The organism is Emergencia sp. JLR.KK010 (genome assembly GCF_037018265.1).
GTDB lineage: Bacteria > Bacillota > Clostridia > Peptostreptococcales > Anaerovoracaceae > Senimuribacter > Senimuribacter intestinalis.
Genome location: NZ_CP143550.1, coordinates 3,061,542 through 3,076,573, shown reverse-complemented (window position 1 = coordinate 3,076,573; position 15,032 = coordinate 3,061,542). Strand labels below are relative to the sequence as shown.

The window sequence follows — 15,032 nt, the reverse complement described above, 5'->3', positions numbered from 1 at the left end:
CAGTAAAAAGCAAGTTACGAAGTAGCTTGCTTTTTTAGTGTCGGAAGGACACGTCTGAAACGGGACAGCGAAGAGAGGAAGCCGGTTGTAGGCTTCCGAGCGGAGGAGCGAGCGAAGCAAGTGTTGCCGGTTTTGTTGAAAAAGGAGTTGCACAAAGTGTGACTCCTTTTTTTAGCGCAGCGTACAAAACGGACAGCTCAAATGCACTGAAGTAAAGCCAAAGAAGATGTTTATTCCCATTTAAAATATTTTATGGAAATAGCAAAACAGATTAATGCGGTAATACTCATAATAACAACCGGGAATATAGCATTTTCAATCGGTGACCCAAGAAATGCGTTTTTCATTAACTGAATACCCTGTGTCAATGGAAAGATACTGATAATTTTTTGCATGGTAATGGGCATAACCTCGAAGGGAAGCGTTGTACCTGAAAAAATCAGCATGGGGAAATATAAGATACAGGCAATTACGCTTGCGCTTTTCATATTTTTGGCAATTCCACCAACTAACAATCCGATACTTAAAGTCGATACCATAGTCAAAAGCCAGCTTCCCAAGAATAACAGCAAAGCCCCATGTATTCTTATTTTCCAAAACAGCATGGCGGCAAGGAACAGGGTGAGTATTGAAACGATGCAATAGATAATATAAATCAAAAATACTACCAAAAGTAATTTTGCTGGGCTGATAGGGGTGACTTGATAACGCTTCAAGATTTTTCGTTCCCGATATTCTGATACGACAAGGGGCAGACCCATTAGCCCACCCGCACAAATGGAGATACAGCTTAGTGCGCTGAAAGACTGTTCCATAAAAGTGTATGGCGCTCCGTCTGCGGCGGGTTTTGTTCCGTAAATGAGGCCAAGCAAACCTAAGACAATCAGTGGCACAATAACAGCGAAAATAACCATATTCATGTTTCTGATGTTTAGTTTCAATTCAATTTTTAAAAGTGTTCCAAATGATTTCATTCTTTTTCTACCTCCTCACCGGAAAGCCTAAGATAAGCGTCTTCAAAGTTCTCGCATTTACTGACTTTTTTTGCCTGCTCAACGGTTCCGAAAAATATGATTTTGCCGTTTCTCAAAATGCAAATTTCATCACATAGGGCTTCCACTTCGTCCATGAAATGGGAAGTTAAAAAGATAGTCAACCCCTTGCTTTTTAATTCAGATAATATTTTCCAGACATCACGCCGGGCTTTTGCGTCAAGCCCTGTAGTCAATTCATCAAGAAATACCAGTTCCGGGTTTGGGATTAAGGCGAGTACGATGAATAAGCGCTGACGCTCCCCGCCGGACAAGCTCTTTAACATATTTCCAATTTTACCTGCTATTCCAAATTGTTCACAAAGCTTTTTCCAGTCGGCAGGAGCGTCATAAAGACAAGCAGTTTCTTCACATAGCTCTGAGACTTTTATTTCCGGCTGATAATCGCCCTCTTGAAACTGAACGCCTACATTTTGAAATAGGCGATGCCTGTCCATTTTAGGGTTATACCCCAAGACTGATATTGTTCCGCTGTCGGCATTTTTTGTACCTAAGATACATTCGATTGTTGTGCTTTTTCCTGCACCGTTTGCGCCAAGAAGTCCGTAAACGGTTCCACGCTTTACGGACAAACTGATTTTGTTTACTGCAAGCAGGTTGCCGTAGGATTTTGATAATCGCTCTACATTGATTACAGTCTGCATAATAAGACCTCCTTTTGTTTCTTGTGAAATAAGAATACCACCAATGAAAACATTGGTGGTAAAGTGTAGGGTTTATGAAAATTCAATTTTCATATCGTACAGCATATCCAAAATCGCAATAGCATTTTTTTCTGCTACTGACAGTGAGACAATTAGTCTGTCGCAGACAGAAATAATATCATCAGTCTGTTTCGGTGTATTCAAGGTGGCTCGAATATCAGCATCTGGATTTTGGGATAGCTGCTGCAACAAACGAAGGATTGCCTCTAAGGAGTAATTTGCACATCTTAATGTGCGAATGATCTTTAGCCGCTGTATATCCTCATCGGTATAGATTCGATACCCGTTATCTTTTCTTTTTACTGTAAGTAAGCCGTTCATTTCCCAGTTTCGGAGCGTGTCCATAGAAATATCGAGCAGTTCTGATACCTCTTTTCGCTTCTGATACTGCGAATTTTTCTCAATATCTCCGGATAAAATTTGCTTTACAATTTCAATGGCTTCTTCCGCGTTCCGGCGTTCTCTCCCGATTTGTCCTAAGTAGTTTTTCGTAAGCGTAATAGCTGTATCAAAATCTCCTGCTGCTGATATAGTAAGCATTTGTGCAATGTTTTTTCTTAACCCGTTCTGCAATACCTCTACTTGAAATGCAAGGCGTATCAGTTTGCATTGCTTTATATGAAATTCTGTAAATATGCGATACCCATTTGGCAGCCGTTCTGGCTTAGGTATCAGCTTCAGTTTTTCGTATAATCGTACTGTATTTGGATGTATTCCGATGATTGCGGCAACTTCCGCAGTTTTGTATGTGGTCACAGTTTCTCACCTCCGTTCTCTCTCAACCACTATATCACAGAAAAAAAGTCTGGTGGTATAGTGTAGGGATTTATTTTAACATAGATAAATCATAATTGAAACAAAAAAACTTCTTTACAAATTCGATGAATTGAACTATAATAAGTAGGTACGAACAAGTTGTTCGTGCGCTATTAGCTCAATTGGATAGAGTAGCGCACTACGAATGCGAAGGTTAGGGGTTCGAGTCCCTTATGGCGCACCAAAACGGAAATACCCATCATCGGATGGGTATTTTTGTTTTTTGGTAACAGATGTTATGGAAGGGGATCAAGACCGAAAAGGAAAGCAAGGTCGTCTTCGTTTGATTTATTGATGTTCTTTTAGCCACCGGACTGTGCATTGCGTTAAATATGCAGAGCCGATTGGGCAGACGTTTTCATTGAACTGAAGCCTGGGATTATGTGCAGGGACATCTCCTCGCTCGTCCATATATCCAGCCAAAAGATACATGAATACGTTGGGAACTTTCTCAGCGATGGTCGCAAAATCTTCAGAAGCAATGGCTGATGTGTCGGGAACAGGAGTCAGCTCTGGAATTGAAAGTTCTTTCATATAGCCTACTATCTCGTTTGTCATAACAGGATCGCATACTAGCGGTAGCACCTCAGAAATCATCTCAATCTCTGCCAACGCTCAAGACACTTGCGATGTCTTGTGATTCGAAAATCATCTACAGAACGCAGTACCAGTGTCCGTTCATAAAAATACACAAATAACTAACAAAAAAATTTTAGTAAGCACATAAGCAAACGTAATGATGGGAATTGAAAGGGGCAGATAATTAGAACTTTTTTGTAGGAAAATCGTTAGACTTTCATCATGGACTATTTGTTGAAATTTTACTAAAAACCTTGTATAATCGAAAGTACGATGTTAATCACACTAAGAGGGGAAATAGAATTTTGAGAAGCGATCGAAATAAGAAAACTGAAAATTATGAGGGCATGAAATACAGCAAGGAACTGATACGGCAGTTATCAGACCCGGAATATGCTAAGGAAGAAGAACGTTATGCCCGGGAAGCGCAAAGGCGTAAAAGCGGAAAGTCCCAGACTAAAAGCAGGGCAGGCAGCATTGCCAAATCTGCTGGTACTGGTGCCTGCGCATCAACGAAAGGCAAACAAAAACAGAAGAAAAAGAAAAAATATAGATTTAGACCGGGGAAGCTTATCCGAAATCTTATCATGCTGTTCATGGTATTTTTGTTGGCTTTTACCGGGCTATTCTACGCTTTGACGGGAAATTTTGATAAGGTGGAAACGGAGAAAAGTGCTTTTGCTATTGATCCGCAGGTAGAAGACGATTTGAGCGGATATAGGAATATTGCAATTCTGGGCGTAGATTCCAGAGCTGATGAGGGTTATGACGGCAGCAGAACTGATGCTATCATCATCATGAGTATTAAAAAGTCTACTGGAGAGATAAAACTGATTTCTGTCATGCGTGATTCTTACCTGAGAATGGAATATATGGATGGCACATCTATTTTGGACAAGATTACCCATGCTCATCACTATGCGGGTGGTGTAAATACTTGCGCCTCATTGAATCAGAGTTTGGATTTGAATATTGACGAGTTTGTCATCTTTAACTGGAAAGCTGTGGCAGACGCAGTGGATTGTCTGGGTGGTATTACCGTCAACGTCAAGGAAAACGAAATCAACGATATGAACCATTGGGGACCGGATACGGCAGAAAATGTCGGACGAGATTATCACGAAATAACGGAAACAGGCAAACAGACGCTAGATGGTGTACAGGCAACGACCTACTGCAGAATCAGAAAGACCAGCGGGGGTGATGCAGGCAGAAGCAGACGCTACAAAGCTGTGGTTGCAGGAGTTATGAAAAAGGCTTTGACCCACCCATGGAAGTTAAAAGAACTGTCTGACACGGTATTTCCAAATATCAGAACCAATATGAGTCAGACGCAGATGTATACAGCGGTAATTCAGGCGCCGAGATATCATTTTGGCAAGAGCGTCAGCTGGCCGAATGAATACTGGGCTGACCTGCTTAGAGGCATTTCCTATGTGGTGCCGATGACCTTGGAGTCTAACGTAAAGTGGCTGCACAAACGAGCTTTTGGACAGGAGGATTACCAGCTGTCAGATACCTGTCAGCAGATTAATCAGGACATCAGCTATGACACGGAGCTGTATTAAATCACATCAAACCAAAAGACACTGTATTCCCAAAAGGGAAATGCAGTGTCTTTTAATTACTCGCCGATTTCAGCTAGCTCCTTATATTTGTTATCGATTTCTTTTAATTTCTCGATAATCTTGATTTTCTGCGGACAGTGGGACTCGCAGTTTCCACAGCCGATGCAGTCTTTTCCGTTTGGCGTGATCGCATTGTACTGACCTGATAAGGAACCCCAAATATAGTGAAAACCCTTGCTTGCTGCTTCATTGTACAGTTTGAAAATATCCGGAATCTTGATTTCCTGCGGACATTCATAGCAGTAGTTGCAGCCAGTACAAGGAACCAGAATGTCTGCCTGAAGGACTTTTACTGCATCGTCGACTGCCTGCTTTTCAGCTTCACTCAAAGTAGGTCCTTGGAAGATTTCGATGTTTTCCTCAAGCTGAGAAAGTTCGGACATACCGGACAGGGTGCAAAGAACGCCTGGCAGCTCATTGACAAAGCGCAGGGCGTAAGACGCATAGCTTGCGCCAGTGCCTGTGCTGTTTAAAATCTGACAGGCTTTTTCGCTGAGCGGATTTGCCAACATGCCGCCGCGAATCGGCTCCATAACTACAATTGGTTTATCAAACTCCCGGGCAGCCTCATAGACATCTTTTGCGTTTCCGTTTTCCCAGTCAAAATAATTGAGCTGCAGCTGAATAAATTCCAGGTTGTCTCCATATTTTGTCAGAGTTTCATGGAGAAAATCAGGCCCACAGTGAAAGGACGCTCCCAGATGATGAATGCGGCCTGCAGCCTTTTCCTTTGATAAGTAGTCAACGACCTGCAGTTTTTCTACAGCTTCAAGGTCGCCTTCACCGAGGCTGTGAATCAGATAAAAATCAAAGTAGTCAGTCTTGCATTTGCGCAGCTGATCCTCAAAGATTTTGCGCAGATCATCTGCGGTTTCGCAAAGCCAGCAAGGCATTTTGTCCGCCAGGCAGTAGCTGTCTCTCGGGTGCCTGGACAACGCTTCGCCGACAAAGTTTTCCGACTCGCCGTCGTGATATTTATAAGCAGTATCGATATAGGTGATACCTTTCGCCAACGCTATATCAATCATTTTCTGCCCTTTTTCGTAGTCGATGGTGCCGTCTTTGTGCATAGGCAGGCGCATCATGCCAAAGCCAAGGCGGGAAATCTGTTTCCCGTGAAAATCTGTGTAGTTCATAGGAGCCTCCTTGTTTCAATATAATAGATATTATACAGGAATTGGTGTCTCAGTTCAATGGGCTATCCGAAGCGTGTTATACATGGAAGGGAAATGGGCGCCACATTTTGTCTTGTTTGTTGAAAGTCTGGCGTTAAGGTGATAAAAAGTGCCATATTTATCGTGTTTTTACAGACTAATGGCGGGCAAATCCAGAACTTATAAAGCATTGCAGAAAAATGACAGGTGCATATGATTATCTGCTTTGGAGATTGCGCCATGTTTCCATTAATTCAAAATGAACCTGGCGGCACAGCGCCGCTATTTAGTAGATTTTATCCGTTTATGGCGTGCCGCCGCCATTCTTTGTTAAAAGTCTATAGAACATGGCGTATTTCAACCCTTCGACGCCATAAGAAGGAAAAACGAACTTAAATATGGCGCGGTAATGAAGGTGACTAGATATAAAAATTTCATAGGGTTGCGCGCAAAATGGATGGGAAAACTGTATTGCGCCTTACGGCGTTAAATTTGGAAAATCATCCAAAAACCGTCCTAAAATCACACAGTTTAACCAATTAAAGCACTTTAGCACCTAACAGTACGAAAGCGTTGAAAATTGGCGTTTTTTGTTTTTTTGTGATGCATGTACTTCAAAAAGAACATTGGATTTTCAATAGCAACAGGCATTTTGTATTGACTTGAAAATATGATAAATGTAATATGAAAAAAAGTTGTATACAGAATATTTCGTGTAAAATAACGATTTTGTGTAAAAGGAGGATTCTATTATGATTGCTAAAATCTTAGCACTTCTGCCAGGCGCTGACTGCTGTGGCGGTTGCGGCAAGGAAACCTGCAGGGCTTGTGCAGAAAGCATTGCAGACGGATCGAGCGTAGCTCTTTGTCCTGCCTGCACGCAGGAAGCTGTGAATGCCATTGCAGAAGTGACGGGAAGAGAACGTAAAGCGGCAAAGGATGAAATTGCTTTCGTTGCCTGCAGTGGTGATTCCGCAGGGAAAAAGCGCTTTTCAGGAAAAACCTGCCGCGAGGCGGTTGCCGAAGGATTTTTGCGGGGCGAATGCCGATATGGCTGCATCGGCTGCGGAGACTGTACAAAGACTTGTAGATTCGGCGCTATGAAGCTGGTTGACGGAGATGTTATCATCGACCCTGAAAAGTGTAACGGTTGCGGTGCATGTGCGGCTGAAGGCGCTTGTGTACAGGGGCTTATCCGCATGATTCCAAGAGAGGCGACCAACTTTATTCCGTGTTCCAATCGGGATGAGGATGATGACAGAGTCAGGGAAATCTGTGGATATGGCTGCATCGGCTGTGGGGACTGTGTTCGTGCTTGTCCGGAGGGCGCAGTGGAAATTGTCGATAACCATGCAGTCATTGACTATGACAAGTGTGTCGGCTGTGTGGCATGTACAGTGAAGTGCAAGAAAAAAATCATCGTGGATACCCTGCATGATTTAACAAAATTAAAGGAGAAGGTTGCTTTTGTCAGATGTAACGGCAGTAGGAACGAGAAGGCATACCAGGCAGCGGGAGCAGCAACCTGCGCTGAAGCGGCTAAACTGGACGCGAAAGACCTCGATATTTGCACTACCGGCTGCACAGGACAGGGGGACTGCACGAAAGTCTGTCGCTATGGCGCAATCAAAGTCGTAGACGGAAGTGCGCAGGTAGATCCTGACAAATGTGTGGGATGTAAAGATTGTACTTACGCATGTCCGATGAAGTTGATTGTCATGGTGCCGTACAAAGGTGCAAAGATGGTACCTTGTGTATCCACCGCAGATTACGAGGACAAAGCTTCTGTTTGCAGCAGCGCATGTATCGGCTGCAGCGACTGTGTGGCAAACTGCCCTAACGGTGCGATTTATATGGAAGAAGCGCATGCAGTGATCGATTCAGAAATCTGCGAAAACTGTCAGGTCTGTCAGTATATCTGTGCCAGAGGTATTATTAAGGAGCGGGAAGTGCCAGAGTACAGCTATTTACAGGAAGCAGCTCTTGCTATGAGGAAAGGAGAGTGATTACGGTGAGAAAATTAAAGACCATGGACGGAAACACTGCTGCAGCACACGTGGCATATGCTTTTTCTGAGGTAGCAGCCATTTATCCAATCACACCATCATCTCCGATGGCAGAGAGTATGGACGAATGGGTTTCTCAGGATAGAACCAATATCTTTGGAGAAAAAGTAAAAATCATTGAAATGGAATCAGAAGGCGGTGCGGCCGGGGCGGTGCACGGCTCTATTACAGCCGGTGCTTACACATCCACCTTTACAGCCTCTCAGGGATTGCTTCTGATGATTCCAAATATGTATAAATTAGCTGGAGAGCAGACGCCGACGGTATTTCATGTGGCTGCAAGAGCACTGGCAACTCACGCCCTTTCCATCTTCGGGGACCATTCCGACGTGATGGGCTGTCGCCAGACTGGTTTTGCTATGCTGGCGTCAAATTCCGTGCAGCAGGCTATGGATCTTGCTGCAGTAGCGCATCTTTCAACCATAGCAGGAAAGCTGCCAATGCTCCACTTCTTTGATGGTTTTAGAACCTCTCACGAAAACCAGAAAATTGAAATCTGGGACTATGAGGATTTAAAAGAAATGGTGGACTGGGACGCAGTAAAGGCTTTCAAGGCACGTTCTATTCACCCAGCGCACCCACACAGCATGGGTTCAGCGGAGCAGCCGGAAACTTTTTTCCAGCACAGAGAAGCGTGCAACACGGCATATCTGGAAACTGCGGATATTGTCAATACCTATATGGAAAAAGTCAATGCTAAAATCGGCACAAACTATAAACCGTTTAACTATTACGGTGCGCCTGATGCAGAAGAAATCATCGTAGCTATGGGCTCTGTATGCGACGCTGCGGAAGAAGTTGTGGACTATCTCCTTGCAAAGGGTAAGAAGGTCGGTATTATAGAAGTTCATCTTTACAGACCGTTTTCTACCAAATATCTGTTAAACGTGATGCCTGAAACGGTGAAGAAAATTGCTGTACTGGATAGAACCAAAGAGCCGGGCGGCGTAGGCGAGCCTTTATATCTTGATATAATTTCCGCACTGCGGGGCAGCCTCTTTGAGGAATGTCTGGTAACAGGCGGGCGTTACGGTCTTGGCTCGAAGGACACGCAACCGGGTGATATTCTGGCGGTTTACGAAAATCTTTGGGCAGATGAGCCGAAGAAGGAATTCACCATTTCCATCACTGATGATGTGACCGGATTATCTCTTGCTGTCAGTGAAAATCCTGACGTTGCGCCAAAGGGAACAAAGGCTTGCAAATTCTGGGGTCTGGGTGCAGACGGAACAGTTGGCGCGAATAAGAACTCCGTAAAAATCATCGGCGACCACACGGATAAGAAGGTACAGGCATACTTCCAGTATGACTCCAAGAAGTCTGGCGGTGTGACCATTTCTCACCTGCGTTTTGGCGATGAACCGATTAAATCTTCTTATTATGTGAAACAGGCTGACTTTGTTGCCTGCCATAATGCGGCATATCTGAACCGCTATGAGATGGTGCAGGACGTAAAGCCGGGCGGTTACTTCCTTCTCAACTGCGTATGGAGCGATGAGGAATTGGATACCCACTTGCCTGCGACAGTAAAGAGATATATCGCCCGTAACAACATCAAATTCTATACCTGCGACGCTGTTTCTATCGCAAAGGAAATCGGTCTCGGCGCAAGAAGAACCAATACGGTACTGCAGGCTGCATTCTTTAAGTTGGCTGATATTATTCCAATTGAGGAAGCAGTAGGCTATATGAAAGCTGCAATCAAAAATACCTACGGCAAAAAAGGCGAAAAAATTGTTGCGATGAACATGGCGGCAGTTGATGCCGGTGTTGCCAATGTCCATAAAGTAGAAGTCCCAGAAAGCTGGGCTGACGCTCCTGATGATGCACCGGCTCCAAAGCTTTGCGGCCGCGATCAGGCGCACACCGATTACCTCAACGATATTCTGGTACCGACCAATACTTTGACCGGCGATAACGTTCCGGTATCAACTTTCCTGACGACAGCTAGCGGCTGTATTCCGGCAGGAACGGCAGCCTTTGAGAAGAGAGGCATTGCCACGGATGTTCCTGTATGGAACAAGGAAAACTGCATGCAGTGCAACTGGTGCTCCTACGTATGCCCGCACGGCGTCATCAGACCGTTTGTACTGGACGAAACAGAAATCGATTCGGTAAACGGAGATTATCTTGCTATGAAGGGCGTTTCTGGTAAGTTCTTTACCCTGGGTATTTCCGCACTGGACTGCACCGGCTGCGGATCCTGTGCTCAGGTTTGCCCTGCCAGAAAGAAGGCGCTGGAAATCGTACCGGCAGAGGACGAAGTGGTTTCTGCAGCGCAGGAAAAATACAATTATTTGTTCAGTGAGGTGACTGAAAAGGAAGTACCGTTTGGCGTTAATACCGTAAAGGGTTCCCAGTTCAAACAGCCGCTTCTTGAGTTCTCCGGCGCATGTCCGGGCTGCGGCGAGTCTCCTTATGCAAAGCTGGTAACGCAGCTCTTTGGTGACAGAATGTATATCGCCAATGCGACGGGTTGTTCCTCTATTTGGGGATGCAGCGCACCGAGCACACCGTACACTGTAAACAAAGAGGGCAGAGGACCTGCGTGGGCAAATTCGCTCTTTGAAGATAATGCGGAGTTCGGTCTGGGTATGGCAATGTCTATGCAGGCGCGCCGCGGTGAAATGAAGTCAGCAGTAGAGCGGCTTGTGGATACAGTAGGGATTCCTGCAAAGGCATGGCTTGCTTCTATGGACGATGCTAAGGCAGCGGAAGAAACTGGAAAAATTCTGGAAGAGGCCTGTACGAAAGTTGCAGATGAAAACGTTGACGCAAAATACGTATTAGAAAATAAAGATATGCTCATCAAACCGTCCATGTGGATTTTCGGCGGTGATGGCTGGGCGTACGATATCGGCTATGGCGGTCTTGACCACGTATTGGCCTCCGGTGAAAATGTAAACGTTATGGTCTTTGACACAGAAGTTTACTCCAACACCGGCGGACAGTCCTCCAAGGCTACGCCAATCGGCGCTGTTGCAAAATTTGCAGCCTCTGGTAAAGCGGTAAAGAAAAAGGATTTAGCCCAGATTGCTATGGCTTACGGCTATGTATATGTAGCACAGGTTGCAATGGGTGCAAATCCGGAGCAAACCCTGCGTGCAATCAGAGAAGCCGAAAGCTATGACGGGCCTTCCCTGATTATCGCTTACGCACCTTGTATCAACCAGGGGCTGAAAGCCGGCATGAACAAGGCAATGCTGGAAATGAAAAACGCGGTTCGCGCAGGCTACTGGAATCTGCTCAGATTCAATCCGGACCTAGCAGCAGAAGGAAAGAACCCGCTGTCCATCGACAGTCCGGCACCTAGCGAAAGCTACAGAGACTTTATCATGGGAGAAGTTCGTTACAACTCCCTGCAGCTAAAGTTCCCGGAAAGAGCAGAGCAGCTCTTTGCTAAAGCAGAGGAAATGGCGATGGATAGATATGCACACCTGCAGAACCAGAAAAAGAGCTTTGATAATTAGGAGAGGAGGATCACCCGATGAAAATGTTTGAAGTAGTGAGCAAGAGAAAGCTCAATGACAATATTACCTGGCTGGTCATCTATGCTCCGCTGGTGGCAAGAAAGGCAAGACCGGGACAGTTTATCATTTTGAGAACTGATGAATATGGTGAGAGAATTCCTCTCACCATGGCAGGACATAACGAAAAGGATGGCACTATCGACCTCATTTATGCGGCAGTGGGCAGAACAACTATGCTGATGGATCAGCTGGAAGTGGGCGACTGTTTTGCAGATATTGTAGGACCTCTTGGAAAACCGACCCATATGGATGGATTGAAAAAGGTCTGCGTGGTTGGCGGCGGCACAGGAAACGCTTTGGCATATCCGTTGGCAACGGGTATGCATGACCACGGCATTGAAGTCGATATGATTGCCGGATTTAAAAATAAAGATTTGGTAATTTTAGAGGAGGAATTTCGCGCAGGGACGGACCGCCTGTTCATGGTGACAGATGACGGTTCTTACGGCGAAAAGGCTTTTACCACCGACAAGCTGAAAGCCCTCATTGAAGAGGGAAACCAGTACGACGAAATCGTTGCAGTGGGGCCGCCGATTATGATGAAGTTAGTTTGCAAGCTGGCGGAAGAACACAACATTCCGTCTGTAGCGTCTTTGACTGCATATATGATTGATGGAACCGGCATGTGCGGAGGCTGCCGCGCTAACATCGGCGGCGAGGATAAATTTGTCTGCGTAGACGGACCGGAATTTGACGGAAGTCTTGTTGACTGGGACGAATTGATTCAGAGAAACGCATACTATGCGGAGCAGGAAGCAACTGACCGTGCTCACGTTTGTCGCTTGACAGGAGGTGTTCGTTACCATGATTAATTTAACAAGAGAAAAATGTCCAATGCCGGAACAGGCGCCTGATGTTCGCAACAAGAACTTTCTAGAGGTGTCCAGCGGCTATACGGAGGAGATGGCTATAAGCGAGGCTATGCGCTGCCTTAAGTGCCGTAAAAAACCTTGCATGAGCGGTTGCCCGGTCATGGTTAAAATTCCTGACTTTATTGCCAAAATCGCCGAAGGCGAATTTGAGGAAGCTTATCAGATTATCAGTGAAACCAGTTCACTGCCTGCAATTTGCGGCCGGGTATGTCCGCAGGAAAATCAGTGCGAGGGTAAGTGCGTTCACGGTACCAAGGGCGAGCCGGTTGCCATCGGTCGTTTGGAGCGCTTTGCCGCCGACTGGCATGCTGCAAACTACGGCGATGAAGAAATCAAACCTGCTGAAAGCAATGGTCACAAGGTGGCTGTCATCGGTGCGGGTCCTGCAGGACTTGCATGTGCGGGAGATTTGATCAACAAAGGCTATGAAGTAACTGTTTACGAGAGTTTGCACAAGACCGGCGGCGTGCTGGTTTACGGCATTCCGCAGTTCCGTCTGCCGAAGGAGATTGTAGCGGCTGAGGTTGCAAAGCTTTCCGCAAAAGGTGTGAAGTTTGTTACCAATGCTATCGTTGGCCGCGCTATCACTGTCGACGAGTTGATGAAGGAAGAAGGCTTTGAATCTGTGTTTATCGGAACTGGCGCAGGTCTTCCATCCTTTATGAAGATTCCTGGTGAAAACCTGCTGGGTGTATGCTCTGCCAACGAGTATCTGACCCGTATCAATCTGATGAAGGCATACCTGCCTGAATATGATACACCGATTCAGAAGGTTGATAAGATTGCCGTAGTCGGCGGCGGTAACGTGGCTATGGATGCCGCAAGATGTGCAAAGCGCATGGGTGCAAGCGAGGTCTATATTATTTATCGCCGCAGCATGGATGAGCTTCCGGCAAGAGCGGAAGAAGTACATCACGCTATGGAAGAGGGGATTGTATTTAAGCTGCTGACCAATCCGGTTGCTATCAAAGGCGATGAAAAAGGTCATGTAACAGGCATTGAATGCGTCACCATGGAACTAGGCGAGCCGGATGCTTCCGGACGACGCAGACCGGTTACAGTGGAAGGTTCAAATCATGTGATTCCGATAGATATGGTTATCATGTCCATCGGCACAAAGCTGAACACGCTGATTTTGGATACCACGGAGGAGCTGGCGGCAAACGACCGTGGAGGTATTGGCGCTGACAGCGCTGCTGCAACAAATCGTCCCGGCATTTTCGCAGGCGGCGACGCAGTAACCGGCGCAGCTACGGTAATCAAAGCTATGGGCGCAGGAAAAACTGCAGCGGCAGGGATTGATGAGTATTTGAGTAAATAAATGGACTTTAGAGAAAACGGAGCATGGGAACATGCTTCGTTTTTTAATAGCGTTGCTACTGGATTTTTACGGCGGACTCTGCTAAAATAAACTCTATGAAAAAGATTATGATTGCAGCCGCAAAGACGGCTATAGAGGAGTACAAAGACTATATAGACGCATTTAAAAGACTTGGTGCAGAACCTTTTTTATCACTGTCGGAGGAGGAATTGGCAGAAGCAGACGCTCTGGTGCTGCCAGGGAGCAGGCAGGATATGAATCCGAAGCTTTGGGGAGAAGAAGACCAAGGTTCCAACGACATCAACGATGAACTGGACAGCGCGCAGCTTGCACTGATGGATCTTGCTATGGAGAAAGAGATGCCGGTGCTGGGGATTTGCAGAGGCATGCAGTTTCTAAACGTATACTTTGGAGGCACGCTGATACAGGATTTGCCATGCGCAGAGGCTCACAAGAGGAGGGAGCCGGAGCTTTATCACAGCGTGATCCATGTTCAAGGTACGTGTATGCATGGACTCTTTGGTGAGAATTCTTTTGTCAATACACGTCATCATCAGGGGGCAGGACGTATAGGTAGTGGTTTACAGGTAGCTTCTTTCTGGAATGATGGAGAAGATACAGTGGTGGAGGCTGTCGAAATGGAAGAAAACAGAGGGAAGGTACTGGGCGTGCAGTGGCACCCGGAAAAGATGTACCTATATGGAGATAAGGAAAGCAGAGCAGACGGAGAAAAACTGCTCAAAGCTTGGCTGAGGAAGGAAGAGGAATTATGATTAGAATTACCACGGACAGTATTACAACGTTACCTGTAGATGCCATTGTCAATGCGGCAAACAATGCCCTTCTTGGCGGCGGAGGAGTAGACGGCGCCATCCATAGAGCGGCAGGACCTGAGCTTCTTGCAGAGTGCCGGTCTCTTCACGGCTGTGAAACGGGTGATGCAAAGGTGACGAAGGGATATAATCTGCCGGCAAAGTATGTAATTCACACGGTGGGACCTGTTTATCGCGGAGGCGCCCACGGCGAGGCAGAAAAACTGGAAAGCTGCTACTTGCGTAGTCTTGAGGAAGCGGAGCGACTGGGGATAAGGTCCATCGCCTTTCCTGCAATCAGCACTGGTGTTTATGGTTATCCAAAGGTGGAGGCAGCAGAAATTGCGGTGAAAACGGTACAGAATTACCTGAAAACACATTCGGGCAGCGGAATTGAAGAAGTGCTGATGGTGTGCTTTGACGCAAGAACGGAGGAAATTTACAGAGAACTGTTATGAAAAAGCAACACAAAAGTAATGATTTTTTGTGGACAAGATA

The 15,032-nt window shown here is 45.9% G+C and carries 12 protein-coding genes and 1 tRNA gene; 8 read left to right on the top strand and 5 right to left on the bottom strand.

Annotated features, from left to right (window positions below; translation table 11 throughout):
* Nucleotides 1-230: 230 nt before the first annotated feature.
* The 3 genes from V1225_RS14710 to V1225_RS14700 all read right to left on the bottom strand — a co-directional run bounded on the left by V1225_RS14710 (nucleotide 231) and on the right by V1225_RS14700 (nucleotide 2,512).
* A complete protein-coding gene (locus V1225_RS14710; RefSeq protein WP_251615447.1) occupies nucleotides 231-974 on the bottom strand; it encodes an ABC transporter permease in 744 nt (247 codons plus the stop codon).
* Nucleotides 971-1,696: an ABC transporter ATP-binding protein gene (locus V1225_RS14705; protein WP_251615445.1), complete on the bottom strand. Its 726-nt coding sequence runs from the start codon at nucleotides 1,694-1,696 to the stop codon at nucleotides 971-973. Before V1225_RS14705 ends, V1225_RS14710 begins: the two co-directional genes overlap by 4 nt.
* A gap of 72 nt (nucleotides 1,697-1,768) precedes the next feature.
* A complete protein-coding gene (locus tag V1225_RS14700) occupies nucleotides 1,769-2,512 on the bottom strand; it encodes a MerR family transcriptional regulator (RefSeq protein ID WP_161908188.1) in 744 nt (247 codons plus the stop codon).
* Between the two features lie 167 nt (nucleotides 2,513-2,679).
* Between V1225_RS14700 and V1225_RS14695 the strand changes: the two genes are divergently transcribed.
* Nucleotides 2,680-2,756 (top strand) — tRNA-Arg (locus tag V1225_RS14695).
* Nucleotides 2,757-2,860: 104 nt separating this feature from the next.
* Here the strand turns inward: V1225_RS14695 and V1225_RS14690 are convergent.
* Complete coding sequence (locus V1225_RS14690; protein WP_202620377.1) at nucleotides 2,861-3,184, bottom strand: hypothetical protein; 324 nt, start codon at nucleotides 3,182-3,184, stop codon at nucleotides 2,861-2,863.
* Nucleotides 3,185-3,456: 272 nt separating this feature from the next.
* Here V1225_RS14690 and V1225_RS14685 point away from each other — a divergent pair, with 272 nt between their 5' ends.
* Nucleotides 3,457-4,719, top strand: coding sequence for an LCP family protein (locus V1225_RS14685; RefSeq protein WP_338547077.1), 1,263 nt, complete (start codon nucleotides 3,457-3,459; stop codon nucleotides 4,717-4,719).
* A gap of 56 nt (nucleotides 4,720-4,775) precedes the next feature.
* Here the strand turns inward: V1225_RS14685 and V1225_RS14680 are convergent, their stop codons facing one another.
* A complete protein-coding gene (locus V1225_RS14680; RefSeq protein WP_338547075.1) occupies nucleotides 4,776-5,915 on the bottom strand; it encodes an aldo/keto reductase in 1,140 nt (379 codons plus the stop codon).
* 770 nt (nucleotides 5,916-6,685) lie between these two features.
* Here V1225_RS14680 and V1225_RS14675 point away from each other — a divergent pair.
* From V1225_RS14675 to V1225_RS14650, 6 genes are all read left to right on the top strand, one after another.
* The gene (locus V1225_RS14675) at nucleotides 6,686-7,939 is read left to right on the top strand and encodes a 4Fe-4S dicluster domain-containing protein (RefSeq protein WP_338547073.1); all 1,254 of its coding nucleotides are present in this window, start codon (nucleotides 6,686-6,688) and stop codon (nucleotides 7,937-7,939) included.
* Between the two features lie 23 nt (nucleotides 7,940-7,962).
* On the top strand, nucleotides 7,963-11,469 hold the full coding sequence (nifJ, locus tag V1225_RS14670; protein ID WP_338548195.1) for a pyruvate:ferredoxin (flavodoxin) oxidoreductase: 3,507 nt from the start codon (nucleotides 7,963-7,965) through the stop codon (nucleotides 11,467-11,469).
* 17 nt (nucleotides 11,470-11,486) lie between these two features.
* Nucleotides 11,487-12,341 carry a sulfide/dihydroorotate dehydrogenase-like FAD/NAD-binding protein gene (locus tag V1225_RS14665; protein WP_338547071.1) on the top strand — a complete coding sequence of 285 codons (855 nt, stop codon included), beginning with the start codon at nucleotides 11,487-11,489 and terminating at the stop codon, nucleotides 12,339-12,341.
* Nucleotides 12,334-13,722: an NADPH-dependent glutamate synthase gene (gltA, locus tag V1225_RS14660; protein WP_251615429.1), complete on the top strand. Its 1,389-nt coding sequence runs from the start codon at nucleotides 12,334-12,336 to the stop codon at nucleotides 13,720-13,722. Before V1225_RS14665 ends, gltA begins: the two co-directional genes overlap by 8 nt.
* Nucleotides 13,723-13,817: 95 nt before the next feature.
* Entirely contained in the window at nucleotides 13,818-14,495 is a 678-nt protein-coding gene (locus V1225_RS14655) for a gamma-glutamyl-gamma-aminobutyrate hydrolase family protein (RefSeq protein ID WP_338547069.1), read from the top strand.
* On the top strand, nucleotides 14,492-14,992 hold the full coding sequence (locus tag V1225_RS14650) for an O-acetyl-ADP-ribose deacetylase (protein ID WP_160202313.1): 501 nt from the start codon (nucleotides 14,492-14,494) through the stop codon (nucleotides 14,990-14,992). Before V1225_RS14655 ends, V1225_RS14650 begins: the two co-directional genes overlap by 4 nt.
* Nucleotides 14,993-15,032 lie beyond the last annotated feature (40 nt).